Source organism: Haloarcula quadrata, from assembly GCF_003634715.1.
Classification (GTDB): domain Archaea; phylum Halobacteriota; class Halobacteria; order Halobacteriales; family Haloarculaceae; genus Haloarcula; species Haloarcula marismortui.
On sequence record NZ_RBWW01000003.1, the window covers coordinates 36428 to 60378 of the forward strand.

Genomic DNA, 23951 nt, shown 5'->3' on the forward strand with positions numbered 1-23951 from the left:
TCGAAAATAATCAGATATCGGTACGGAGGAGACATCTACCCACCGCAAAAACGGGTACTTCAGATTCAAGCAGGTCTAGAGGACAGTGATACCGAGACTATATGCCCAAGACTGTGGCCCGATCGCAACGATAACGAGTGCACCGCCGGCTAGTGCAATATTCTTCAGGAACTGCGTCATCTCGGTCTGCTGTTCTTCCTCGGAGACTGCCCAGAAGTCGTGGAATATGAGCGCAGAAACAATAAGGAACCCAGCAATCACCACTGCGCTCACCGCAGGTAGCACACCGGCAATAATCCCGAGCCCGCCTAGAATGAGGAGGACCCCAGAGAGTAGCACACCAGCCTTGGGTGCCGGGAGGCCCTTGTACTCTGCATAGCCAGTCATTTCTTCTGTTTCGAAAAAATGGTTCAGACCAGTAAACGCGAGCACACCCCCAAACAGAATGCGGCCGATGAGAAGTGCCACTCCCTCGGCACCTGTAATAGCCATTATCGACGCACCTCCTGAGATACCTTCGCTCTATTCTTCCTTATTGTTTCAACTATTATGGCCAAGTATACCATATCTAATGCTAAACGGGACGCATTTGTAGGTGTTTGGCGACATCCATACCACTATGTAACACCGGTGTTACTGGCCCAGTTAAACTTCTCAACCCCCTACCCAGAAGTGTAGCTATGTCACACGATGATGACGACGAACGGTACGACGCTTCCCAGCAAGAGTTCGACGACGTGTCTGAACTTCTTCTGCCGGAATCAAGTAGTGTCGACAGTCAGCTCCGACTCCATGATGCGGAGGCAAACACGCTTCTCTACGTTACGGAGAGTAGTGAGGGCATCTCAGTGAACGTCCGCGACGACTCGGCGTTTACTGACGGATGAATCGACGAACATACCTCTCGGCTGTAGCGGCAGCGCTTGGTGTGACCGCCACCTCAGGTGCTGTCACTGCAGACGATGACAATGACCGGTATGAGTCAGTAACTCAAGAGTTTGCGGATGTGACGCAGTTTGCAGCGCCAGACGCTACTGGAACTGCTGACAACTACGTCCGTCTCTACGACGATACAACCGAGACGCTGATCTACGGGACTATACAGGGAACTGACCATGTGGCGATAGCGACTCGCGACGCATCAGAGATCGACTTCACGCCGTAGCTGGTGTGGGGAGCCGATCGTCGGTATCCATGCCAGTGAAGCAAAGTTTACACATCAAGACAAGCAGTACAGTGATTGAAGGCTAGTCGTCTGGTTCTTTCAGTTTTTGCCGGGACTACTACGATCACTCCAAGAATCAGCAGACCTGTTGCCGGAAACCCGGTCAACTAAAAGACTCGGTTAGCACTCAAAGAGTACCTCAGCGAATGTATTAGAGCACACATGGAACTCACGGGCCACCTGCGGGATATCTCGTCAACCACCCTGAAGCCGCTGAGTGACCCAAACATATATTTTCAGAGTGTTCATAATATCAGATATGAACTCTTCAATGGAGGGGCTTGTTTTCGGTCTGGTACTTGTCTTCCTCACATTTGCGTACTATCTCTATACGGTCTATCAGGACGGGTATGATCCACTGGCACTGATTAAGACTGGTGAATTAATCGAGCGCTAATCGTTGCCCAGCTCTTGCAGTTTCTTTGCCGGGATCGCTCTTCTGTAGTGGTGAGTACTTTTTCATAACTGGAGCTCGTGGTTCTATCCAATATGGTCAGCAGAGAGAGTGTTAACGAGGTCTTTCTGCCGGACAAAGAGGACTGCTTAGAGTATCTGCGTGAACAGCGATGGCCGGACGAGGTGACGTGCCCGCACTGCCGCAGTGCGGACACGATCAAGAAAGGAACAACGCGAAAGGACGCTCAACGCTATCGTTGTCAGGACTGTGAGAGCATTTTTAATGATCTCACAGGGACGGTGTTTGCCGAACATCAGCTCACCATTCCAGAGATGTTCCACATCATTCGAGGGATGGAAGAACATACGACGAACGGAATATCTTATTTATGTAGTTGTATTATACTGTACCGAGAATGCAATACTCTGATGATGAGCTCTTAGATGAGATACGCAAGCTAGCAAGTGAACTCGGACATCCCCCGTCGCTTGCAGAGTTTCGCGAGCAGGGTAGACACTCCGCTTCAACATACTATTCTCGATTTGGATCTTGGAATGAGGCTATTGAACAAGCAGGATACGACCCAAATGAGTCGGACTCTAAAGTTTCTGAAGCGGATCTATTGGAAGAGTTGCAACGACTGGCTGACGATCTTAATAAAAAACCAACTGCTTTAGATATGAATAAACATGGTAGATATTGGCGTTCTACCTATAAAAACGAGTTTGGATCATGGAATAACGCCTTAGAAGCAGCTGGCTTTGAGTCCGAAAATGTTGGAGCTACTATTACTGCTGACGAGCTTATTGAGGAAATAAATAGACTTGCGACGGAAATAGGTGGAACACCGAGATTCAAGCACATGGAAGATTTGGGGAACTATGATCCAACCACGTATAGCCAGCACTTTGGATCATGGAATGAAGCTCTAGATGAAGCTGGATTTGAGCCCGAAAATCGAGGCAGCAAAATCACCGAAAAGGAACTACTTGATGAAATAACTAGGCTCAAAAATAAACTGGGGGACCCACCATCTGCTCGTCAGATGGATGAGATTGGTAAATATGCATCAGCTACATACCAACGGCATTTCGAGTCATGGTCAAACGCCATAGAAATTGCTTTTGATTGATGGGTTCTCTGCTCTGAGTTCGTGGTATGAGGGACTTCAGAATATTCCTGAATACTCTCTAGAGCCGCTCTAAGTGGATAAAGCTAGCATTTCAGGACTGAAGACGCACTAGTTCTACTTCAGTTTCTGAAAGAGACATAACCAGTCGATCACATTGGGTTAGAGTAAGCGTCTGCTTGGAGAGGATGTGGAGCACCCCCAAGCAGACAACGAGTTAGAGGGAGAGCATCTTGTTAATTTTGTCGCTAACAGTCTTGAAAAGGAGCTTTCGGTAGATCTCGGAGAAGACATTGAGGTCTCTACGGAGACATTGTACGGGGTCCTCGCCAGCGCTAGCGCTGGCGGGACCTCGATCAATCACGTCTGCAAAACGACTGACGACTCACCGCACGCCAATACCGTCCGTGGACACCTCCTCGATCAGTTTGAGGTTGATTCGGTTGAGGCGGCTGTGTTGAATCGCCATAAGGCGGTGGAATTCACTGTTTGACGGCACGTTTGATGTTATAGACGACACACATCAGGGCGATTTCTCGGAACTCACGAAACCAGGAACGCGCTCGCACGGCGAAGCCGAGCGAGCGCTTCACGGCCGAATTAACGGTCTCAGTCATAGAGCGCTGATTGTAGCGTTGTTTGTCGATTCTGGCGTTGTGAGCGTGGTCGTAGGGAGCGAAGATGCGGTGCTTGATGAGCGGTCTGATGCCGAGTTCACGCAGTGCTTTACGGAGCGCTTGCTTGTCGTAGCCTTTATCGGCCGCTAGAGACCGCAGATCGCCCGCGTTCCGGCGGACGATCTGCTCAGCGAGGTCTGCGTCGCTTCCTTCCCGAGTCGTTGAGCAGTGTACGTCAAGGATTGCTTGGGTCTCTGTATCGACGAGTTTCGTGACTTTCAGCTTCTGGACGCGGTAGCTTATGCGCTGGCAGTAGTGACGGCTCGCTGCTGAGCGTTCGTAGAATGTAGCGTCGATAGCAGCGTGTTTCGATGGGTCGTGCAGCTGCGCCGACTGGCGCAGCAACACTCGGCAGACGCTCATTTCGATTCGGTCGAACGCTTTACACAACGTAGATGGAGAGGGGAGATCGGCCGCGCTGAGGCCGATCTCCCCGATTATTTGTGGCATCTCTTTGAGCAGGTCAATCGTCATCCGGTAGGATGTATCAAGATAGATCCGCAGACAATGCAGGGAAACGATGGCATAGTCGGCGAATCCGCCGCCGCCTTCCGGGGCGGCGGATTCGTCTCCATCACCGGTAACAACTTGAGCAATCGGCACAATCTCACCAGTGAAGCGGGAGATTTGTGTCATAGGCAACCGAATCATCCCGCTTCAACTCCTTTGATTTAGCGACCTATCCCGACGCCGTCTAGTGATTCAACAGAGCCATAACAAATAAAATTCTGTGGAAACCAGGTGCATCCCGCTTCCCCGACGATATATTTGGAGTGGAGATACGTGATTGCTGCAGCATCTTATGGACTGTTGATCCCCATGATCGTACAAAGCGAATACCTCGGGGCTCTCCGAAATGGGTTCGCGAATTTCTGGAATTCATAATAAAATCGGGACTCTCCGGAAATACGGTGGGGGAGCCAAAGTGCAATACTGTTTCGCGTGGACTCGGGAAATCTGGTGTGTGGGCTGCAACCCTACTCAACGAGTTTTCATTTCAAGAAGTCAACTCGGCCGGCGACTCCCGTAGGGTGGGCTACTCATTCTTGGAGGAGCGCGATGAGATCGTTGTCGAAGTTGAAGCAGCCGGCTACCAGGTCCACACATTGGTCCGTCTTTGTGCGGCGTTACTCTCAGAACCGGCGTTTCAGCAGGTCTTAACGCAGAATCGGCTTGCTGGCGGGCCAGACCGGTCTGGACTGGACGGACTCCCGGTGTCTGACCTGTATCTCCTCCGCGATGGGGGGGTGTCTGGGCTATCTCCGGAATCAAGACGCTACCGCCGAAGGCCTCCGGTCCCGGCTTCGAGACGCTCGCGATGAGCTACTCCGGATGACGACCGACGTCTAGGGTAACGACAACGGCGACGACGACGAGAACGAAAGCCTCTCGACGGTGATGCGCAACGCCCACGGCCTGCTGGGAACCGTCTCCCGGATCTATGATATGCTCGGCATCGATATCACTCGCGTCCTCAAGGTCCCTGACTGGGCGGTTGAAGATGGCACTCGCCGAGACAATCTCCCGAAAATGATCCCAACCCAGACTGCGGTGTCCAGCCGCTACGGGCTCTATTCTGCGTACCGAGTGCTCTACGAGGACCGTGAAGAGAAACGGTCTCAACTGCTCGCGACGCCTGATGTCGACGCAGCGGACCCAACCGGTGACACGACCGGCAGCTGGGTGCTTGCTGGCCCAACGGTCGACTCGATGCGACCCCACCTCGAGGATCTTGACGATCATCTGGATCTGCAGGACGGCGCCGATGGGTTCTCAGCGTTCATGCTGAATCTCGATATCGTCGATGGCGATCGTCGCGACGCCGTCGCCACTGCGCTGTCCCGGCAACTGAGCCTCAAATCGTTGAAACCGACCCGAGAGACGGTCTCAATCTTGCACGCCCTGACGAGCGGAACGTTCGCTGCGGCGCGGGCTGTCTTCCACCTCGGCGGGGAGGCGGACCAGCCACGGACCCTCACGACCGACGATCTCCGGTATGCGCTGTCGGAGCTGGATGTCGACGAACTCCTGCCCGATCTCGGACCTCAGTCGGTCTCCGAGGCTGTCGCGATACTGCTGGATGTCGATGAACCCCTGGCGACGGGTGACCTTGCCGACCTTCTGGACGTCTCGACACAGACGCTTCGGAACAACGAGACGTACTTTGCCGACCTCGAGGCCGCTGGCGTCATCGAACGCGAGGATCTTGGACCGGGTCGAGCGACGGAATGGCGGATTTGCTTGCCATTCGACGGTGAGGAAGGCGATTTACGGACTGCAACCCCTACCCCTGAGGTGGACACAACGGCCTACGGGCCGGCGTTCTCCGACGAAATGGCTGTTATCGCGGAAGTTCTCTACGAATTGGGGCATCAGGAGATCGACTACGGCGGTGAACTGACGCTGGCTGTGACAGGACGCGGTGATCGGTTCGACGAGTGGCTGGACCAGCACCCCAGTTGTCGACCGGTCTTGTCGCTGGTCGCTCACCTGCAGGGGATGACGCTGGAAAAACTGACTACTGGGACCGAATCAGTGCGTTACCAATCCCCCAAATCGGTCGTGCTGGGGCTTGATCCCGATCCAACGACGACCCAGGCTTCGCTCGTCAGTTCTGCAAACTAAACGCGAATCTGACGCTCTGGATGTCCCTATTTTCACCAAAGAACTGCATATGCTTTTGATTGAGCAGTAAACTGACAGACTGTCCTTACGGTGACAGTTATTCGATAGTTATATCGAGCGTCTGACTAGTGTTATCTGACGTTGTGGTGTCGACGCTAGCAGGCTGTTCTGTGATACTTCCCGACTCTATGGCTGATTGACCATTAGGTTTGGACACACCACTAATGGTGAAGCTTGGATCATTACTCGTGTCATCATCACTGTTAAGACCTGTCCCTCCTATCTCTGTGAGGAGGCTTGCATCAGCTGCCGCATCGCTCTCGAAGCGAACGTCGAACTCAGTACCATTTGTGTTTGGCACGAACGCAAACAGGTTGCTGAACCCAACTGAGCTACTCGGTGGGAGCCCTTGCTCGTCACCGAAAACGATTGTCACGTCGTTGGCAACAAGGCTCACGTACTCGGTACCGATAGCATTGCCGTAAATACTACCGGCAGACGGGAACAGAGTAGTTGCGCTGACACCCCCTCCGTCCGGTCCTGCGACAGAGATGGACTTGTTCGCTGTATTGATAAGTACATCAACAGCGCCACCAGTTTCATCCTCACCACTACCTCCAGTGATTGTCTCTGCGATATTCGCTTCCTCACCGCTGTTTGCATCGTCAACGAGACCCGTTGTCCCGCCACTGTCGCCGAAGACGTTCACTTCAACTGAGCGTGTTGCACTGACACTCGTGAATGCGCCTGTGCCAAAGAGTGCACCACCACTAATTGCCAATCCACCAAGTCCCGTAAGTACGTTTCTGCGATTCATAGTTCGTTAGTCAGCACGTTATGTGCGTGCCGTACCACTTACAACAGGGTCCGGGGACTTACTATTGGGTTGCTTGAGCCGGGATAAAGCCGTGCTTGACGAATTAATGGGCACCCTTAACCCCGCTCAAGCACGCCAATAGTAACTGGTGGGCTAGCATTGTATCGCATAACAAATGCGAGTAACTCGACGAAATGTCCTGCTCGGACTTGGGTCGCTCAGTGCGACTGTTGGTGGCGTGTTTGGCTCCGGTGCGTTCTCCTCGGTCGAGGCGACCCGGTCAGTTAATGTACAGACCTCTGATGATTCAACAGCGCTGTTGAGTTTTGAAGCGAATAAGCTGAGTGATGCTGATGGTGGTACCCCTGAAGATAAGAACGGCATTATTGTTACGGACTCTCCAGACGGAGCAGACACGTCCGTAATCAAACTCAAACAGACCGATCTCAATGAAAAGGCGACGACCACATTCAAGAATGCACTTAAAGTCACTAATGACAGCAACAAGAATGTCGGTCTTTCAGTAGATTCCAGTAAGACCGAGTACGATGCAAACACATCGACAAATAACCTTGTCGGAAGTGCACTAGATATTAAAACAGGCCAAAGCGGGAGTTCAATCGTCGGTAGCGAAGGCAACAACGCTGTTAACTTAGCCGATGGTGCTTCTGTTACGCTTACAATTGTCGTCGATCTCCAGAACCACACTGGCGCAGAAATCGGTGATATAGACTCAATCGTTTTCGCAGCACGCCAAGAGGACTACAATAGTTCATAGTCGGCAGTCCACCTGATGAGTAGCAGGTGGAGACCGGCATTGGCATTGTCTGCGTAAGTCGTCTCTCTCAGCTATAATATGAAATGGTACGTTGCTCTTGGGTTCGCGCTCATCGTCTGCGGAACAGTCATTTCTACGGCCGCAGTCCCACTTTCAGGACCAGTTGATGATCTCGCTCCAGCGGAAGACACTGGGGTTGCACTGGCTCCGGCTGACACGCCCAATGGTGATCGCTATGCATCCTTCGACAGCAACGGCGAGCTTCGTCTCTCTGTTGATGTCATTTCCGGTACAAAGGCCGTATTCGACAATGTGTTTGTTGTCGGTTTTGGGGGCGTTACCGGTAGTGACGAACCAGCGACGATACGGATTGAACACGATAGTGTGTGGCTGGATATCTACAGAAGCACAGACACAGGCGCACGCGAGTCGGTCGATGAAGCGAATAATACACTTACCCTCGATCCAGACGAACAAGCAACGCTCGGGTTTGCTGTGACAACAACGGCTGACAGCCCGGCGTCTCTTTCGGAGACAGTGACCTACACAATGGAAATTCCAGATGCCGAGCCAAGTACTGGCGGAGGCGGCGGTGGTGGAGGCGGTGGCGGCAGTGTGGGCGGCGGGGGCGGTGTCAGCCCCGGGACTGTGACGCCGGCGGATGACCCGACTGAAACGCCTGCCAGCGGGGGCGGTGGCGGTGGTACTGAGGTCGATATATCGACCGATGAACCGGCCGTAACGCCTGTTGACACCCAGGACGAGGCGGAAGCCGTGGCTGGCGGTGGGGCCGAACCTGTGTCGCCGTCACCCGGAGACCAGCAGTCGGCAGAACCGAGCGGATTTTCGCTCAAGTTTGATCCGATATTTGGTATTGGCTGGGGACTATGGACGACCGTCGCTGGCTTGCTCGCTGTAGTGACGAACTACCTTGTGCAAACGCGATATCATAGTGTCCTCCCGGTGCTCCAGACGCACCCAAGCGACCGCCGTCGCCGATTCCGCCGTGTCGCCGTCCGGGAAGCGATAATCGGCCTTACCGCGCTCGTGTTCACAGTGCTTGCCGTATCAGCGGCTTCAAGCGCTGGTCTCGGCCCGGTTTCGCAGTTAGTCACGGCGCTCACGGTTTCTACCGCCGTCGGTACAGTGACTGGGTATCGACTGGTCCCGGATCTCGATGTACCAACCATTAGATAGCACTGCTACGTTACTGCAGCAGAGCATTGCTCGACCTGAACTACTCAACCAGTATTCTCTTGAATACTGTTTATGTCAGAAAACTATTATACACCTTCCAGAAGACAAGAGATGTTATATTCCTCCGGATTGAAATTATTGCTGTACCGGACACTAGCGCACTTCCATGTCTAAACACCGAAACCGGAGTCGAGGCGAGTCAAGTAGCCTCCTGAGTCGACGAAGATTACTCCTGTCGCTTGTGGGCGGTGGCCTCAGCGGAGCGAGTACCCATGTTACGGGGGCCTTCTCGAATGTGGCTGCTAAACGAGAGACCAATATCGACACCGCTGATGATACGTCTGCGCTCGTTGGAGTTGATGTCGAGAAGCCGGTTGAGGCAACTATTGGGAGCCCACTCGTCACAGTAACGAACAACACAACAGAGCGGTTGCGTGTTGATATTAGTCTTACCGAAGATATCGACGGCGTTACGATTCCTACCGACACCCAACAGCAGCCGATTCCCTCCGAAAGAGAAGCCAAGTTCACTGTCGATGTGAACCCAGCAAAACAACCCGACCAGATTGAGTTCACTTTAGAGGCCGTTGACACAGCGACCGGAGATTTTAGTGTATCGCTGTCACGGTCGACACCAGTTGAGGTAACTAATCCTTGTGCCGGCCCACGTCTGGTAATTCAAGAAGATACTGAAGAGACCATTGACGAAGGCAAGACTGTGGAGCTGTTGTCAAACGTAATAGTTCACAACCATATTAATGCCGCCGGCTGCGTGGTTCTTAATTCAGAAGCGAAAGTCAAGCAGTCTGTGGAGGCTGGTGGAAACGTTTCACTCGGTAGGAATGCAAAAATAAAAGGGTCTGTCAACGCCGGTGGAGACGTTTCTCTCGGTAGGAATGCAAAAATAAAAGGGTCTGTCAACGCCGGTGGAGACGTTTCTCTCGGTAGGAATGCAAAAATAAAAGGGTCTGTCAACGCCGGTGGAGACGTTTCTCTCGGTAGGAATGCAAAAATAAAAGGGTCTGTCAACGCCGGTGGAGACGTTTCTCTCGGTAGGAATGCAAAAATAAAAGGGCCTGTCGACGCCGGTGGAACTGTCTCTCGGTAAGAAGGCACAAATAACAGGGCCTGTCGACGCCGGTGGAACTTTCTCTCAGGCGTAGGATGGAGTACGTAGCTCTGTAGAGAGCCTGTCATACAATAGTTCTCAACAAATATAATTCACACCTTCTATGTTGAATAGAACTAGTGAATGGCGAAACCACGGAGTTAAGCGCGAGGTCAGGGCTGTCTAAACGACGGTTAGAGAGCGTGAGACGTATTATATGACACGCTGCAGAAGGCTACCGATGATATCAGAGAGTATCTTGAAGAGGATACTTCTTGCAAGTATCTACGCGACGTCGACCAACGATACTTAGTCGGTATCGGGACCGACGGTTTGCGATGGACGCTTTGGATGAAAGATTTAGAAACAGGAGAGACGAGAGAGGCAACTCCGAAAGTGGATATTTCTTCCGTCATAGAGAAAGAAGCCATCCGTCTCAACACGACTGAAGGGGATGTCTCTGAGGGTAGAAACGTGGAGCGGGATACACTACTACAGGATTTCATTCCCACATTTGCAGCGGATAATCTGCTCAACTATGTGAAAAGGGAATTCAATGACTAGTATGCTGCTGGAAGCACTTTTTGTCAGTCAGTCACATCAACTGATAATTGGGAATGAATCGGTTTCGGCAGCAGAAGCGTAGTGGTTTAGACGGTCCAGCGAGAAAATAGATGGTTTATATATTCAGTCACGGCCACAAAAAGTATGCTTCTAAGCGGACTGTGCAGTGATGTGAACCGATTTCTGAGCTACTCCGGCAAGAACGCCTAGCCACTCCAAGAATGACCAACAATCCGTTTCATGACTCGATGGACAGGGCCTTACAGGGCAAGTACGCCCGTGTTGTCACCGAGGGGCGAACCTACGAAGGATGGGTCGAACGTGTCCACCACAGTCGGGGCAGTGTCGTAATGCACACTGTGACCGTTGACGACACAGAGGAACTCGGCAGCGTCTTTATTCGCACGCCAGATGTCGTTGAGGTCATTAAACCACAGAAGCGGGTCGAATGGTGGGATGTCAACGAACTCCAGCCGTTCCCCGACCACAATCTTGAGTTCGAACCGAAGGATAGCATGATCCGGTCTTGCTACCGCAACCAGTACGCCAAGAGCTTCCCCGTCGTACGAGAGGATGGAACGATCATCAACGGCCACAAACGTATCAAGGCCGCTCATGTCGCTGGTCTCGACCACCATCCCGTCGAAGTCATCGATGTGACCGATGAGCAGGCCGCCGAATTGTTCGCCGTCGCGCATCGAAGCCAGCTCAAAAACACCTCCGACGACGCGAACGAACCCGAAGCTGAGGACTCTGTCCAAGACACCTCTGGCGACTCTGACCAAGACAGCTAATCGGCACGCTGCACGCTCCGATTTTGAATTGCTGTCTGCTCGATTGATGCGCCAAAACTGACCGTCACATCTGTCGATGTTGACTCGTCGCACAGCAATCTCGCCACTCGAATCCAGGGGTCAAGCCACGGAAGATGGCCTACAAGCGGCTGTATATCGAGCCCCACTCCGAAGAACGGCGCTCCGAGAGGGTCGTCCGGGTCAGCCGTTCGCATCGGTCCGTCGTCGACGACCGCAGCTACCAGCTCATACACAACATCCCGGGTTCCTACACCGATGAGCAGATTCTCAATGTACTTCGGAAAGCAGATCGTCCATTCATTCAGACCAGAAGAGTCGTTGACGAGCTGGGGTGCTCACAGCGGACAGCACAGAAGCGACTGAATCAACCCGAGGGAGAGAGTCGAGTCAGATCAGAAGAGTTCGGCCAAGGCAAGCTCTGGTGGCTCGATGAATCGGAGCCAGATGAGCCCGTCGAGGAAGCCGGTGCGAAGTATTTCCGCCTCAGCATGACGCTTGACGGCTATGCCACCAATATGCTCTATACGTGGCTGGGGCTGTTCGGGATGTCAGGGTTCTTGCTGTTGGTATATCTCACGGCAAGGGCACAAGCGGTGACAGTTCCGGTGTTCGGAGTTGGTGGGATTGCATATACAGCCTTCCCAATTGCCACCGCTGGCGGGATTGGGGTTGGAGTCTGGGGATGTCTCAGAGGAATCAACTCTTTCCTCCGCACAGCACTCAAGCGGGAATGGATTGGGACAGTTGGTGTCTGGACCAGAGTGACTCCATGAGAATCCCGCTAAAGCCCCCTGGAGCGTGAAGTATGCCATGGAGTCACCCTCGTCTGAACGGTTAAGCGTTCAGAGCCTATACACTCCCGCAGAGCTATCATGGCGACCGACTCTGAAACGGACGAACCCCTGTCTCTCGACGAACTGGGCGAAGTGCTTGCCGAGGCGACAGGCACGACGCTGGCAGAGATCAAACAGGGAGTCGAGGCCATCGATATCGAGCCACCTGACAACGCGGAAGTCGTCTCCGAGTAGCAATCCCTCTCACTGATACCGCTACATGGAGCGAGCCCTCGACAGTTACCGAGGGCAGAGTGACACGAAACCCGAGATCAAAGCGACCTGTGAGCGACGACGAGTTCGAAGAGATGAACGAACGTATCCGGAGATCACCTCGCCCGCAGTCGGGGCCATATCGACGGGGGCCTCGACGACGAGTAGGCTGCTTTCTGAACGTGTCTTGCTGCTCGCCGGCAATGTGTATCTACATCAACGAGGCGGGGTGGTGATTTGGGGATGCACCGACCAGGGCACTACGGCACCGCGCTAATCTGCTACGCCCCGATCGCTGTGATAGTGATGGCGCTCGGAGTTGTCGAGATGGCAGTCGCCGGCGGCGCGATCGTCGTCGGTGGGGCGATGCTCCCCGATTACGACCAGCGAGTGCCCGGAATCTCTCATCGTGGGCCGACACACACCGTCTGGTTCGCTCTCGCTGTCGGCGCCGTTCTCGGCGGTGCTGGCGCCCTCATCGGCGGTGTCATACCTGCCGTCGTCGGGGGTGTTTCCGGAGTACTGCTGGTCCTCGCTCACCTTCTTGCTGACGTCCTGACGCCGATGGGGATTCGCCCGTTTGCACCGGTCCGCGACACTAGGTATACACTCGACGTCGGCAAAGCCGCAAACCCGGTGGCGAACTATGCGCTCCTGGTGGTCGGGATTCTCGTCGCAGGGACGGCGCTGTACGCAGGGCGTATGCTTACAAGCCTGAGCTAATAGTGGATGAAGCACTGCTCACGATCTTCACCGATACAGCGTTGAGAATCCATTCCGCGTAGCAGTTGTTGTGAATACGGCGATTCTATTCGCGGGGGACTCTGGTCAATACAGCCGAACACTGTATCACATCGGGGCGTCATCTGCTCAGGCTCTGTCAAGAGCGAGGTGCTGAATAGAGTCGCGGTGATTGTCAGCCGTCGGATCGGCCACGGCGTCAACGGCAGTGATCTCGCTGCTGGAGACGGGGAGCTCTACTGACTGAACCGCTTGCTACCGACCGGTTGCGGTATACAGATATCCAGCACACACTGCGAGAGCTAACTCCGCGGCCTTGGCGACGACCGCCATCGGATTGAGGCTGCCCTGTCTGTAGAACGCCTCAACACTGAAGCCCTGGAACACGAATAGCGCGACGATCGTGATCAGGGCGTACACAGCTGCAAATAGGTAGAGCTCTCGCTGCCAGTACCGACTGAGATACAGGCCGATGCCGCCCAGAAAGCCAAGCCCATTCAGAATGAACAGGATTCCAAGCAACTGGCTGAATCCCATCACTTGTGGGCCGAGGAAGAGATGCAGAACGCCAGTAACTAGTGCTGCCAGAATGGCCAGATATCCTATCGGATGTGAGGGGCTACTCAGAAACGAGTCACTTGCGGTCGATGATTGTGTGGACATCACTTATGCAATCTTCACGGGTGTATTCAGTATTGCCGTGGATTTTCAACGTGGGAGAACAGGCACAAATTGCATATCATTATGCCTTATAGTTGTAACACTCTACTGACTAACGGTCACGGGGAGTGGATACTGAATCACAGCGGCTGCGCCGGTGAAGTTACTCGTCCCGAGCGCGCTGGAGGAACGCGAGTGCTGCCCCGAGAAGTGCGAGATTCTGGAGGAAGGCAGTCAATTCGTCATCGCGTTGGTCATCGTCGACGGCCCAGAAGTCGTGCATGAGCGGGGTCACACCAATAAAGAAGGCCGCTACACTCCCTGCGGAGAGTTTGGGGAGTTTCCACGCAGTGATGCCCAGTCCGCCACCGAGCAGGAGGCCGCTGGCGGCCGGGACGAGCGTGTCGGCTTTGGGGACGCCTTTGGCATTGGCATATGCAATTCGCCCGTTGAGGTCCGTGAGGTTCCGTACAGCCAGGACAATCAGGCCCCCGCCAAACAGCAAGCGCCCAAGGAGTGACGGTGCAGTCGTGTCGTCTACCTCAGTCTCAGCCATTGTCGCTTGAATGTCTGCTGGCAATTTAACCGCCACGTTTGCCACACGTGTCGATTGGAAGTCCATAACCGACCACATACTTTGGAACTGTCCACTCCGCAGACTTACTGAACGGCCGTCTCACAGACTGAACGAATAAAGAAAGTATTTCCAACGACTGACAGAAGTATGGTCTCAAAAAAGAAAGTTGATGTGGCGGATTTGATTATGGCTCTATGCAGGCACTGCTCCTGAATCCACCCCCAAGCAGGTCTGCACAATCCCACACCCAACTTTGCCCCACACCGGGCGTTTTCACCCCCGGTGTGTTTTTCCCGATAATAAGTGTGAGTGAAGGAGCCCACAACTCGAGGCTGCGAATTTTATCAGCGGACCGTGCGAATACCCCTCGGGGGTTCATTATATCTGTCACTGTCAGAGTTTACAACCCAGAACCCGGACCGTGGCGCTACCACACGTTCAAGTGATCTGACCTTCTACATGATGGTATGAGTGTACAAATCGACGGATTTGGTGATCTTGCGGACCAGCTAGACTCTCTTGCCGGCGATATTGAGAGCCTAGATGGTGAGAACGAGATCCCCATTAACGAACTCTTTAGGCCGCAGTTTATGCAGACTCACACTGAAGAGTTCGAAAGTTTTGAGGGGTTCATAGACGCGAGTCCGTGGACCGTCGAGACGGAAGCTGATTTCGAAGCTATTCCAGAAGATGAGTTTGATGCGTATGTCGCTGAGCATACAGTGTTCAAAGATTGGGAGTCAATGCTCTCGGCAGCAGGGAAAGAGTGGGTCGTGCGGCAGATCAGTATTTAGCTGCTTTCTGGATCGTCGTCTTGAGCTGACGCTTCTTCTGGGATGTGTCTATTTTTCTCGTCAGGAGGGGTTGAATCCGACTGCTCTTCGTCCGTTGCTTGGGGGCTTCTCTGTTCAGGGGAAACCCGAGATTGATCGTGAAATCATTGTTTTCACCAGCGAAGGTAACGGCACTCTCTGGCCCACTTTCTGTATCATCACCGTCTGTGGCTTTATTATAGATCCCAACAACGAACGCAGCCAGCGTTGCGAATGCTGTTAGTGCTCTGCCCACAGCTGCGACAGTTCCGGAGACATTCCCGAGATCGGGCTTTATAAGGACTATCTGTACCTCAATGAAGAAGGTGATTCCGGTGAGAACGAGGCCTGCGACCCCTATAATTAGCCAACCCCAAGCGGGGATACGCCGAGTGATCTCGAAACGACCCATCGTTTGAACCCGACAGGCCGGCGTGGTAAAAATCAGCAGGTGACGGTGCTGGAATTAGCCAGCAGCAGATCTTGATCAGGCGCTGTAATCGATGAAGTGACCCGCGTCTCCAAGGCAGCAGATGCAGCCCCGACCGCCCTAAATCCTATGCGATGAAACGTAATGGCGTAGGCTCAGAATCCATCAAGCCCTCGCTTGACGAGCATATTGATGGCGGCGTTGCGAGACACCCCCATCGTCTCAGCGAGTTCGTCGACATCGTCAAGGAGATCATCGGGCATCCGCTGTGTCAGCTGCGTCCGGTCGCTACCTTGGTCGGCGGTATCTTGATCATCTTCCTCGGTCTGTTCTTGATTCGTTTCTGCTTCCTCGGTGATCTTGCGTCGTGCCATCGTTCTGGTTCCAGTCTGATATCACAATGAATTCATTCTGAGTTCGATTCGACTTCAGGCTCGGCGTAATCGATTGCCTTAGCCAGCTCCACGGTGACCGCGTCGCCGGCATCGTTCGCATACTGGTAGGCGGCAAGTCCAACGAGTTCCGCGCAGGCCGTAGTGATCACTGCGGGGACAGCCTGTGACCGCTCGTGGATCACATCCAAGGCCTCAGTCGTGAACGGGCCAGTGCCGACATCATCTAGAACATCTTGGTCTGTCGGGTCCCGCCCCATCGCCGCAGCGAGTCGCCGCTCAACGAGTTCACGCGTCTGTTCACGTCCGAACGGTTCGAGTTCCAGTTGGTAGCTCACTCGGCGCTGGAACGCCCGGCCGTCGCTTCCAAGATCGCCGATAGCGTCCCACTGGCTGCTCATCCCTGTGAGGATGACGTGGATATCGTCAAGATCGTTCAGGAACTGGATCGTGTGTAGTGTATCGGGATCGTTCAGCCCGAATTCGTCGACGCCCACCAAATATGGCTCACGAACATAGCCTTCGACGTGGTCCCGTATCTTCTGCTCAGTGAGTTTCGTCGATGAAGACTTCCCCACGCCAATCTGGTCGGCGACGATTGCAGTCAGCTCGTACGGCGTGACATTGTGCTCACCAATATACACCGTCTCGTAATCCTGTCCATACTCTTCAAGAAGCATCTTCAGAAGCGTCGTCTTCCCCACGCCAGAGTAAGGTGAATGGATGAGTATCGGACCTGTGTACGAGCTGAGGTGTGAGGCGATATCGGCAATCTCCTCGTCGCCCGGCAGTACGTACTCGTCAAGTGTGGCGGCGTGTGCGAATGGATTCACTGTCCATCCGTGGTGGTCTAAGTACTCAGCGAGTTCTTGATCGGTCGATTCAGCGATGTCTCGTATCCGTCCCATGTGAATCACTCTACCATCAGTCTGATACCGATGTGATATCACATTGGTATCGCTGCGAGTTCATAAAGGTACGTCAGACAACGATGATTGCCGTGACAGGTGCCGGTAAGTGGGGTCCCGATACAGCCCTCTCGTTATCAGAACATCCAATCGCGTCAATCGCTCCAGGTTAGGTTCGAAACTCTCGCCCAATCCGGTGAAACAGTTCTCGATCAGACGGCACTGCCACTGATTGTCGTGTAAGATGTAGGCGTGAAGTCACCAGCTGGCTACCGTTGGTTTCGCACTGCTCCGGGTGAACCAGCCGGTCAGTATAGACAATGTACTGAGCGAATTACGGATTTGCGACAAGTCGGTCCTGCTGATTCTAGGGCGAAATCACTAACTCAACCGAATACGTTGTATTCGATATGAGCTCATCAATCCGAATCTCGGACGAAACGAAAGCGAAGCTGGAAGCGGTAAAGCGTGAAGACGAAACGTTCGACGAGTTACTGGACCGACTCGCAATCACTCGGACTGAGGAAGACGTCCGGGAAATGGCTGGATTCGCTGAGGAAGGCATCGAGGAACACATGAAACAGAAACGTGAGGACCTCAACGACTCGTTTGAGGGCCGGACAACAGGCCCAGAATGATTCTCCTCGACAATAATATCATCCGAAAGTACGCCCGCCCGGACCCGGATGAAGCTGTTCTCAACTATCTATCAGAGCACCGAACTGAACCGTGGGGTATCTCAGCACTCGTCCTCTTCGAATTTCTCTCCTACTACGACACGCAGTCAAAACAGCGCACGCGGCGAAGCCAACTGACACAGGCTGTCGACAACGTGGTTAGCTTCGATGCCGACACTGCTGCCGAGGCGGCCAGCATGGAGACCTCACTTGAAGCCGCCGGTGTCTCACTCGACGATGTTGATCTGCTCATAGCCGCGACAGCGCGTCAACACCAAGCGACGTTCGTGACTGCCGACAGGAACGATTTCGACAAGACGCCGTTACACGAACTCATGGATATCGACATCGTCAACACTTCCTAACTCCGTTTGTTTCGCGCCAAAGCTTTTGAGCCATCCGTTCACTACGCACGCATCTACTGAGCAGTCGTTTCATCTCTCTCTCTCTATGAGTAACAAACCGCTTTCGCAACGATTGCTACCGGTACATCTAATCAGAGGTGACTGCTACTATCTCCGAAGTCAATGCATAGGTAGCCGGCGAGTGAAATTGTATTAATCACATATGAGGCGTAATCGACCACCTGGATCGTTAGGAGCTGTCTATGATATGCTGTACGAGGAAATCGAGCCCGGAGACAGCATCGGGGTTGATGCCGCCGTGACCAAAGTGCGTGAGACAGAGCGCTCAGTCGGTACCGCTGAGCACGTAGTTGAACGACTGGTTGACCGTGGCTACCTGTACAAGGTTGACGGACAGCTGTATATTACCGAACACCGGGATGGCTCCCAAGACTCAAAAAGCGAGCAGTAACCTTACGAATCGAGGTCAGTAGTATCGAAGTCACCGATGTCGTCACCCGACTGTGACGTACTGTCTTCGTCTGCTGAGACCTCTGTGGCACTACCGGATGCGTCCTCTGCTGTTGATGGTGTCACGCCACCGGCTTGATCCTGCGAGGTCGGGGCAGTTTCGGCGTCGTCGGTGAGCTCTTCGAGCGCTTGGATCACGGTTTGTCGGTACTGGTCAGGATCGGCGTCATACTCTTCACGAGCCATGGCAGCGTACTCGTTGGTATCGTCGTCGAAGCGTTGGATTCGCTCAAGAGTTCGCTTCGCTGTTTCTGTCACCCAGCGATTGCGGGTGTCTGCATCAACAACGGTCAGGTGCTCTGGTCGCAGCGAGACGTTGGTGTCGCCGTCGTCGGTTTCATAGGTTCGGGGCTTGCCAACGAGCGCAACGAAGACAGGCGGGTCAACCTCTCGTAGCATTGCGGCTGCTTCGGGCTGGTACTGCCCAGCATAGGTAAAGAACGTCCCTGTGGGACCCACAATTCGGCCCTGCCAGTACTCATCATCGCTGCCGACATCGTCGGTTTCGGTCAGGGTGCCGACGACAAACACACGGTTTGCTTTCGCGCCTGTCGGCAGCAGCGCATAGACGGGTGCGCGGTCATCATCTGACTCCCGGAAGGTGTAGCCTGCATCGTTGAATTCCCCAGCGAAGGCTCGCTGTGCGAGTTCACGCATCGGGGCTTGTCCTTGGCTCATTTAGATCGACCTCGCAGTGATGAGGAGTTGTTCTGGATCATGCATCTCGGCGAGTTGCTCGAACTCGTTGACGAGCAAATACCGGCCCAGTTCAGGGCCTTGCACGCGATAGTACCGCCCAAGCGTCACCTCACGTATCTCGTCGGCGACGACGCTTGTATCTAAAGCGTCCATGGCCATCTCTTGTGCTTGAGACAGCGTAATATCGGCGACCTGCTCAGTCGCATCTCTGTCGAAGATGACTTCCTGGACTGTATCGCCGTTGTCAATCACGCCCTTGATGCGGAGGTCGAACTCGCCTTCGCCCTCGCCATGTTCACTGCATCGCCCGTTTTGGAGGACACGTGTGCAGTCGTCTTCGGGGCAGCGTTTGATCAGCCCGCTACCTGACTGGATATCAACGAGTGCCCCTTCAGCGTCGGTGGTGTCGTCGCCGACTTCGATATCCCGATCGAGTGCTTCGATGGTGGTGGTGCGATTGAGTTTGACCGAGTACTGGCCCTGATACTCATCTGTGACAACATTTCCAAGGCGATAGACTTGGCCTTTGGTGAGTGCTTCGAGGTCGGACTTGGCCCACTTGGTGAACTTGATCGTCCCAGTTTCATCACCGAGGAGGCCGACTTGTGCTATTGAATCACTGCGGGGCTCCCAGAGGTCAGCGACTTTCGCGGTAATGTCGACCCACTGTTCGGCTTCGGTAATTTCCTCGAGATCGACCTGTTCGTTGCCGTCCTCGCTGCTGACATCGTCACGGTCGACATCGCTGTCGGAAAGATAGGTACTTACGACACTGCGTTGAGCTTCGTCGAGCGGGACTCTGTAGTCGTCGACAAGTGTGGTGAGCCGTTCCTCAATGTCCTCGGGGGAGGCATCAACTGATTCTGGTAACTGGTCGTGGATATCTTGGGCTTCCTGCTGTATATTAGAGTTGCTCATAGTGTTCTCCGTCTCGTTTGCGATGGGAGACGGCTGGCGGTACGCTTGGCGTGGTCTAAAACCCATGCAAATCGTGGTGAAAGTGAAGCTGCGCCACTCCGACTGTCCCGTGTCAATCACTGGACAGTGGCTGACTGGTTTCGGATGTAAGCCGTCTGGTTTCCGCGTATGTACACACATTCTTCCCTGCCGGGGGTGGACCTTGTGCTCTCTCTGATGAGCGTGGTACAGTGGGTTCACTGGGATTAACCATGCCAGGCTGGTAGTTAGCGGTGAAATGCACGATCTAACCGGTTTCCAACGTGACCTACTCTATATAGTACATGGGCTGGCCGAGCCCCATGGCCTAGCGATCAAAGACGAGATAGATGAGTACTATCAGCAAGATATCTATCACGGGAGGCTATACCCAAATCTGGACACGCTTGTTGAGAAAGGACTCGTCGAAAAAGGAGAGAAAGACGGGCGGACCAATGTCTATGCAACCACACAGCGTGGTGAACGAGAGCTTACTGCTCGGAGTGAATGGGAGAACCAGCACATAACCACTCACCCTTCCTGACAGCTTGTATCAGGGGCAGCATCGTAGTTCACGCAGTAGCTATTTTTTTCAGCGCTGAGTGGTTGAATACGCTGTTCGATAAGTGTGCATATCTAGCACTATCGAACCCTGTTCAGAGGAACAACGACAGCTAATGGAGTAGAATTTCTGACGCAAGTGTCATCACGGAATAATGGCTTATGTTGAGGTAGCAAGGATAAATTACCATGCAGAATCCATGGCGACATGATCAAGTACCCGATGATGCTGCTGTCAGAAGATCCAGACGGTGGGTGAAAATTATTGGATTACTGATGTGGCTGATAATTGGTTCTATTGCCGGAGTATTCATATTCACAGATATCGGTGGAGCGCGAGCGACAGCAGTAATGATTCAGGTTCTGCAGCTTACGACTTATACAATAGTAATTTGCGTAGTCGGCTGGATAATACATTGGATTCTCCGGCGGATTGAACTACTCAACGGGGTGCTGGTCAATCTATTCAGTGTGTTGTTTGTTTTCGGGCTCCCGGTCTTGGTGGGAATAGTAGCAATTCAAATGGGATTCTTGGATGGAGTCCTCTCGAGTGAACTCTCAGATGAAATCTCAAAAGTGGCACCAATCGACCGATGGGAAAGCCAAATCAGTGAGAGAGTTACTGGTCCGATCGAAGATGCTCTCCCGTGGCAGTAGACTACTTACTGCCGCTTCAATCGAGAGCTGACGGATTCATTTTCGTCACGTCTATTGGCCGTACCGACCACTGCATACCGCTTGCAGCAGGGTTCTCATCGATCAGTCAGAATTGCGCGCTTGAACTCGCTATTGCCCTCAGTCAGAGTTTGGCCTCTGCAAAGGCTTGGTCGATAACCTCCTCACTCGGTGCGTTCAGATATGGTTCAATAGCAGCGAAACTGTCCCAACCACCGACAGCCATCACCACGCGGGGATTCATTTGCTCGTCGACGAGGAGTCGCTGGGCATACCGGCGCCGGAGGTCATGTGTACTCACTTTCTCGAAATCGTCCTTGCCGGTCGCTTGTGCTGCACGGTTGGCGGTACGCCTGACAACCGCGCGAACGCCGGGTTGAGTCAGATCGATGAATGGGTCGTTGGGAGCGATGTTGTGTTCGTTCTGATACCGTTTGAGATCGCGCTCAACGCGGTCGGGGAGGTAGGCATCGCGAGGCTTCCCACCGTTACCGCTGGTGTCTTTCCCAGCTGTGACTCTGAGTCGGTACTGGCCGCTGTCAGCTTCTTTCACGTTGGCAGGACACACCTGTGGAATCTCGAAGGCCCGAAGACCGACAAATGCCCCGAGTTGAATGATTATGTCGTCGCGTTGGCTGTTGGTAGCTCGGCGCAGTTCTTCGATTTCACCGTCGGTGAGCCACACCTTATGCTCGTTTCCAGCAGTCGATTCGATACGCATTACGATTACTTTTATTTCCGTTAGTAAAGTATCTAGCGGTTGGTAGATGAAGGGGTATACACACCGGATTTCCGCTGTCAAACACCGAATCTGTTACGACTTATGCAATAAGTCGTAATTACGCTAACGTCGGGATTTGGAATTAACCACGACGTTCGTTGGACGCCGTAACACGCCTCGAAAAGTGAATAAGTTACGCGCGCTCTCTATCTACCTCAACCAAATATTCAATAACAAAATCCCACTCGTCGAGATCATAGTGAATCGTTGCGACGTGGGTCTTTGGCTCATATTCGCCTGGATTGATATTTGCTCGCACTGCGTCCCATGCTGGTGTCTTGAGGTCCATTTTCTGACCGTGGTCGCTCTCATCGCGGATGTCCGGCGGTTCCGAATCAGTGGTTGAACCGAGGCTGCCAGCTTCCCTCACAACAATCTTTTCGTACCTCATACTGTCTTTACTCATCACCTTCCTTCCAGAGATAAATCTGCTCGTTTGACTCTGTTTCGACGGCGTCAATCATCGGCAGGTTGTCGGATAGTGACGCTGGATCGACCAGCGGTCATGCCGGACCAGTATTGCGACAATATGTTTAAGACTAAACAGAACCATGACGAAGTTACTAACACCAACCGGAGGCTGCATGGGTGTTCAACGACGAACCGGGTGATAACGAGACGTTCCTATATAAACTCGAACGGGAATCAGAAGTTCAGAAGCTTATCGCACACCTAAAACGGAGTAGGAAGAACTACGTTCGACGACGAGCGGCCACAATGCTGGGGAACATTGCAGAAATCTCGAACCCCAACGAGCGACGGCAGGCTGTCAAAGCACTGGTCAGCGCTGTTAAATCGGATGAGGACGACAACGTTCGCGCGGCTGCGATCGACGCGTTGTATCAGCGTGGCGAGGACGCGTTCGACTATCTGGTCGCAGAACTCGCTGAGATGGGAGGCTCAGAGGCAACTGAGCGAACCGCGACAACACTGCTAACCGAGTGGCTCTCAGCTGACCACCTTGAGTTCCGGATGGTCGCGGCGACGGCACTTGGCGAACGTGGTGCGACGGCGGCTGTCCCGGACCTGGTTAGGGCGTTAACTGACCCGGCCCCTCGCGTTCGAACCCGGGCTGCGCAGGCGTGTGGGCGACTGTCAGATCCGCGAGTCGTCCCACCACTAAGTGAGCGCCTTTCAGATGATCGACAGCAAGTGCGGGAAGCTGCCGCTAACGCACTGGGGGCCATCGGCACGGACCGCGCGCTTGTAGAGTTGGTTCCCGTAACCCAGGCAGACGAGGAGGGGCTTCGGCTCATTGCGGTCGATGAACTCGGACAGTTTGGGTCGGTAAAACCTATCGTGGTCCTTGTTGATGCTCTCGATGATGACTCATCGACTGTCCAGCGGGCAGCGATGCTCTCTCTGCTGGAGTTACTCACGACGGCCTCCACAGAGGAACTCGAACTCATTCGCGGGACCGTTGTCGACGAACTGGCTCGAGCAGATGTCCAGGCAACAGTGCCGGCGCTACTTGATATCGCTGCAGACGGGACCCGGCGGCGGTACCGGCAGACAGCGATTTGGTTGTTGAGCCGCATTACTGGTGACCGATATCGATCCGAAGTGATTGACTGCCTGCTCTCGGCTCTAGACAAGCCCGACGAGGAAACCGCACAGCTAGCCGAAGCAGTGCTCCCAGAGCTACGGAGTCCCGAGTTAGAGAAGCGCCTTCGGGTGTATCTTAGCCGTGAACGTGGATCCGAAGAGGCACGGGGCCGCGCTCAAGCAGTTCTTGATGAGATATGCGACGGCTCCTCGGGAGAACTTGTGACAACGGGTGTCGACTATACATATGTCGACAGTCCGGCCGACTACACGAACCAGCACAGTTCGCGTGACTGACTGCACC

32 protein-coding genes and 2 pseudogenes are annotated in these 23951 nt (G+C 53.7%); 22 read left to right on the plus strand and 12 right to left on the minus strand.

Annotated elements, in window-relative coordinates; translation table 11 throughout:
- Positions 1–75: 75 nt before the first annotated feature.
- Entirely contained in the window at positions 76–492 is a 417-nt protein-coding gene (locus BDK61_RS20715; protein WP_007189963.1) for a DoxX family protein, read from the minus strand.
- Between the two features lie 188 nt (positions 493–680).
- Here BDK61_RS20715 and BDK61_RS20720 point away from each other — a divergent pair, with 188 nt between their 5' ends.
- From BDK61_RS20720 to BDK61_RS20740, 5 genes and pseudogenes are all read left to right on the plus strand, one after another.
- Positions 681–887, plus strand: coding sequence for a hypothetical protein (locus BDK61_RS20720; protein ID WP_011222309.1), 207 nt, complete (start codon positions 681–683; stop codon positions 885–887).
- Complete coding sequence (locus BDK61_RS20725) at positions 884–1165, plus strand: hypothetical protein (protein WP_011222310.1); 282 nt, start codon at positions 884–886, stop codon at positions 1163–1165. The genes BDK61_RS20720 and BDK61_RS20725 overlap by 4 nt, the downstream gene beginning before the upstream one ends.
- 549 nt (positions 1166–1714) lie before the next feature.
- Positions 1715–2005, plus strand: a pseudogene (locus tag BDK61_RS20730) (transposase); the annotation flags it as partial.
- 32 nt (positions 2006–2037) lie between these two features.
- Positions 2038–2754 (plus strand): homing endonuclease associated repeat-containing protein, encoded by a 717-nt coding sequence (locus BDK61_RS20735; RefSeq protein WP_121304782.1) that lies wholly within the window; start codon positions 2038–2040, stop codon positions 2752–2754.
- A gap of 187 nt (positions 2755–2941) precedes the next feature.
- A pseudogene (locus BDK61_RS20740) lies at positions 2942–3202 on the plus strand (ISH3 family transposase); the annotation flags it as partial.
- A gap of 31 nt (positions 3203–3233) precedes the next feature.
- Here the strand turns inward: BDK61_RS20740 and BDK61_RS20745 are convergent.
- Entirely contained in the window at positions 3234–4064 is an 831-nt protein-coding gene (locus tag BDK61_RS20745) for an IS5 family transposase (RefSeq protein WP_121303441.1), read from the minus strand.
- Between the two features lie 537 nt (positions 4065–4601).
- Here BDK61_RS20745 and BDK61_RS23985 point away from each other — a divergent pair.
- Positions 4602–4778: a hypothetical protein gene (locus tag BDK61_RS23985; protein WP_244209945.1), complete on the plus strand. Its 177-nt coding sequence runs from the start codon at positions 4602–4604 to the stop codon at positions 4776–4778.
- 48 nt (positions 4779–4826) lie between these two features.
- Positions 4827–6053 (plus strand): helix-turn-helix domain-containing protein, encoded by a 1227-nt coding sequence (locus BDK61_RS20750; RefSeq protein WP_244209946.1) that lies wholly within the window; start codon positions 4827–4829, stop codon positions 6051–6053.
- A 97-nt stretch (positions 6054–6150) separates the two neighbouring features.
- Here the strand turns inward: BDK61_RS20750 and BDK61_RS20755 are convergent, their stop codons facing one another.
- Entirely contained in the window at positions 6151–6870 is a 720-nt protein-coding gene (locus tag BDK61_RS20755; protein ID WP_244209949.1) for a hypothetical protein, read from the minus strand.
- A gap of 238 nt (positions 6871–7108) precedes the next feature.
- Between BDK61_RS20755 and BDK61_RS20760 the strand changes: the two genes are divergently transcribed.
- From BDK61_RS20760 to BDK61_RS20790, 8 genes are all read left to right on the plus strand, one after another.
- A complete protein-coding gene (locus BDK61_RS20760) occupies positions 7109–7648 on the plus strand; it encodes a hypothetical protein (RefSeq protein WP_244209950.1) in 540 nt (179 codons plus the stop codon).
- Between the two features lie 78 nt (positions 7649–7726).
- Complete coding sequence (locus BDK61_RS20765; RefSeq protein ID WP_011222163.1) at positions 7727–8845, plus strand: hypothetical protein; 1119 nt, start codon at positions 7727–7729, stop codon at positions 8843–8845.
- A 295-nt stretch (positions 8846–9140) separates the two neighbouring features.
- Entirely contained in the window at positions 9141–9953 is an 813-nt protein-coding gene (locus BDK61_RS20770; protein ID WP_244209952.1) for a polymer-forming cytoskeletal protein, read from the plus strand.
- Positions 9954–10304: 351 nt separating this feature from the next.
- Complete coding sequence (locus BDK61_RS20775; RefSeq protein ID WP_007189983.1) at positions 10305–10517, plus strand: hypothetical protein; 213 nt, start codon at positions 10305–10307, stop codon at positions 10515–10517.
- A gap of 221 nt (positions 10518–10738) precedes the next feature.
- Entirely contained in the window at positions 10739–11311 is a 573-nt protein-coding gene (locus BDK61_RS20780; protein WP_241432658.1) for a ParB N-terminal domain-containing protein, read from the plus strand.
- Between the two features lie 134 nt (positions 11312–11445).
- Positions 11446–12105: a hypothetical protein gene (locus tag BDK61_RS20785; RefSeq protein WP_121304509.1), complete on the plus strand. Its 660-nt coding sequence runs from the start codon at positions 11446–11448 to the stop codon at positions 12103–12105.
- 99 nt (positions 12106–12204) lie between these two features.
- Entirely contained in the window at positions 12205–12360 is a 156-nt protein-coding gene (locus BDK61_RS23660) for a hypothetical protein (RefSeq protein WP_161618952.1), read from the plus strand.
- 261 nt (positions 12361–12621) lie between these two features.
- Positions 12622–13101 (plus strand): metal-dependent hydrolase, encoded by a 480-nt coding sequence (locus tag BDK61_RS20790; protein ID WP_121304511.1) that lies wholly within the window; start codon positions 12622–12624, stop codon positions 13099–13101.
- Between the two features lie 273 nt (positions 13102–13374).
- On the opposite strand, the gene BDK61_RS20795 is transcribed toward BDK61_RS20790, so the two are convergent.
- Positions 13375–13782: a DUF7475 family protein gene (locus BDK61_RS20795; RefSeq protein ID WP_049944724.1), complete on the minus strand. Its 408-nt coding sequence runs from the start codon at positions 13780–13782 to the stop codon at positions 13375–13377.
- 160 nt (positions 13783–13942) lie between these two features.
- Positions 13943–14335: a DoxX family membrane protein gene (locus tag BDK61_RS20800; RefSeq protein WP_121304513.1), complete on the minus strand. Its 393-nt coding sequence runs from the start codon at positions 14333–14335 to the stop codon at positions 13943–13945.
- 488 nt (positions 14336–14823) lie between these two features.
- Between BDK61_RS20800 and BDK61_RS20805 the strand changes: the two genes are divergently transcribed.
- Positions 14824–15150, plus strand: coding sequence for a hypothetical protein (locus tag BDK61_RS20805; protein WP_007189989.1), 327 nt, complete (start codon positions 14824–14826; stop codon positions 15148–15150).
- Here the strand turns inward: BDK61_RS20805 and BDK61_RS20810 are convergent.
- The 3 genes from BDK61_RS20810 to BDK61_RS20820 form a co-directional block, all read right to left on the minus strand.
- Positions 15140–15580 (minus strand): hypothetical protein, encoded by a 441-nt coding sequence (locus BDK61_RS20810; RefSeq protein ID WP_121304515.1) that lies wholly within the window; start codon positions 15578–15580, stop codon positions 15140–15142. The two genes, BDK61_RS20805 and BDK61_RS20810, sit on opposite strands and share 11 nt — an antisense overlap.
- Positions 15581–15753: 173 nt before the next feature.
- Positions 15754–15972 (minus strand): ribbon-helix-helix protein, CopG family, encoded by a 219-nt coding sequence (locus BDK61_RS20815; protein WP_121304517.1) that lies wholly within the window; start codon positions 15970–15972, stop codon positions 15754–15756.
- A 32-nt stretch (positions 15973–16004) separates the two neighbouring features.
- A complete protein-coding gene (locus BDK61_RS20820; protein WP_121304519.1) occupies positions 16005–16898 on the minus strand; it encodes an AAA family ATPase in 894 nt (297 codons plus the stop codon).
- 410 nt (positions 16899–17308) lie between these two features.
- On the opposite strand from BDK61_RS20820, the gene BDK61_RS20825 reads away from it, so the two are divergent.
- The 3 genes from BDK61_RS20825 (at position 17309) to BDK61_RS20835 (ending at position 18391) form a co-directional block, all read left to right on the plus strand.
- Entirely contained in the window at positions 17309–17536 is a 228-nt protein-coding gene (locus tag BDK61_RS20825) for a DUF7557 family protein (protein ID WP_007188098.1), read from the plus strand.
- On the plus strand, positions 17533–17940 hold the full coding sequence (locus BDK61_RS20830) for a type II toxin-antitoxin system VapC family toxin (RefSeq protein WP_121304521.1): 408 nt from the start codon (positions 17533–17535) through the stop codon (positions 17938–17940). The genes BDK61_RS20825 and BDK61_RS20830 overlap by 4 nt, the downstream gene beginning before the upstream one ends.
- 247 nt (positions 17941–18187) lie before the next feature.
- Complete coding sequence (locus BDK61_RS20835; protein ID WP_121304523.1) at positions 18188–18391, plus strand: hypothetical protein; 204 nt, start codon at positions 18188–18190, stop codon at positions 18389–18391.
- A 2-nt stretch (positions 18392–18393) separates the two neighbouring features.
- Here the strand turns inward: BDK61_RS20835 and BDK61_RS20840 are convergent, their stop codons facing one another.
- Positions 18394–19107 carry an RPA family protein gene (locus tag BDK61_RS20840; RefSeq protein ID WP_121304525.1) on the minus strand — a complete coding sequence of 238 codons (714 nt, stop codon included), beginning with the start codon at positions 19105–19107 and terminating at the stop codon, positions 18394–18396.
- A 21-nt stretch (positions 19108–19128) separates the two neighbouring features.
- Entirely contained in the window at positions 19129–20067 is a 939-nt protein-coding gene (locus tag BDK61_RS20845; RefSeq protein ID WP_121304527.1) for a replication factor A, read from the minus strand.
- A gap of 277 nt (positions 20068–20344) precedes the next feature.
- On the opposite strand from BDK61_RS20845, the gene BDK61_RS20850 reads away from it, so the two are divergent.
- Together BDK61_RS20850 and BDK61_RS20855 are read left to right on the plus strand one after the other, a co-directional pair.
- On the plus strand, positions 20345–20629 hold the full coding sequence (locus tag BDK61_RS20850) for a helix-turn-helix transcriptional regulator (RefSeq protein WP_121304529.1): 285 nt from the start codon (positions 20345–20347) through the stop codon (positions 20627–20629).
- 206 nt (positions 20630–20835) lie between these two features.
- Positions 20836–21303, plus strand: coding sequence for a hypothetical protein (locus BDK61_RS20855; RefSeq protein WP_148709165.1), 468 nt, complete (start codon positions 20836–20838; stop codon positions 21301–21303).
- A 142-nt stretch (positions 21304–21445) separates the two neighbouring features.
- Here the strand turns inward: BDK61_RS20855 and BDK61_RS20860 are convergent, their stop codons facing one another.
- Both BDK61_RS20860 and BDK61_RS20865 read right to left on the minus strand, forming a co-directional pair.
- Positions 21446–22042, minus strand: a complete 597-nt coding sequence (locus BDK61_RS20860) for a site-specific integrase (RefSeq protein ID WP_121304533.1) — start codon at positions 22040–22042, stop codon at positions 21446–21448.
- Between the two features lie 193 nt (positions 22043–22235).
- Positions 22236–22493 (minus strand): hypothetical protein, encoded by a 258-nt coding sequence (locus BDK61_RS20865; protein ID WP_004966323.1) that lies wholly within the window; start codon positions 22491–22493, stop codon positions 22236–22238.
- Positions 22494–22690: 197 nt separating this feature from the next.
- Between BDK61_RS20865 and BDK61_RS20870 the strand changes: the two genes are divergently transcribed.
- Positions 22691–23944 carry a HEAT repeat domain-containing protein gene (locus BDK61_RS20870; protein WP_121304535.1) on the plus strand — a complete coding sequence of 418 codons (1254 nt, stop codon included), beginning with the start codon at positions 22691–22693 and terminating at the stop codon, positions 23942–23944.
- The last annotated feature ends 7 nt before the right edge of the window (positions 23945–23951 follow it).